The organism is Chroococcidiopsis sp. TS-821 (assembly GCF_002939305.1).
In the GTDB taxonomy this organism is placed as follows: domain Bacteria; phylum Cyanobacteriota; class Cyanobacteriia; order Cyanobacteriales; family Chroococcidiopsidaceae; genus Chroogloeocystis.
Genome location: NZ_MVDI01000029.1, coordinates 1 through 630, shown reverse-complemented (window position 1 = coordinate 630; position 630 = coordinate 1). Strand labels below are relative to the sequence as shown.

Genomic DNA, 630 nt, shown 5'->3' with positions numbered 1-630 from the left:
CTGGGTGTGATGGTTGTGGTTAGTGCGTAATGGATCGTGGCGTGTTGTTTGAAGCATTAGGTGATGGCGTGTTGTCTTCCGGGTGTGTTGGTGGTGGTGTTTCGGTTTCCGTTGGTGGTGTGTTGTCTTCTGGATCAGTTGGTGGTGTGTTGTCTACCGGGTCAGTTGGTAGTGGCGTTTCGGTGTCCGTTGGTGGCGTGTTGTCAACTGGGTCAGTTGGTGGCGTGTTGTCTACCGGGTCAGTTGGTAGTGGCGTTTCGGTATCCGTTGGTGGCGTGTTGTCAACTGGGTCAGTTGGTGGCGTGTTGTCTACCGGGTCAGTTGGTAATGGCGTTTCGGTATCCGTTGGTGGCGTGTTGTCAACTGGGTCAGTTGGTGGCGTGTTGTCTACCGGGTCAGTTGGTAGTGGTGTTTCGGTGTCCGCTGGTGGCGTGTTGTCTACCGGGTCAGTTGGCGGGGTGTTGTCTACCGGAACGGTTGGTGGCGTGTTGTCAACTGGGTCAGTTGGCGGGGTGTTGTCTACCGGGTCTGTTGGTAATGGCGTTTCGGTGTCCGCTGGGGGCGTGCTGTCTAGCGGGTCAGCTGGTGGCGTGTTGTATCCCGCGTTAGTGGGTAGTGACGGTTCGATGT

The 630-nt window shown here is 56.5% G+C and carries 1 protein-coding gene; it reads left to right on the top strand.

Going from position 1 to position 630, the window contains the following annotated elements; all coding sequences use genetic code 11:
- Positions 1-29: 29 nt before the first annotated feature.
- A partial coding sequence (locus tag B1A85_RS23725; protein WP_210404704.1) for a hypothetical protein occupies positions 30-630 on the top strand: 601 nt, incomplete at its 3' end.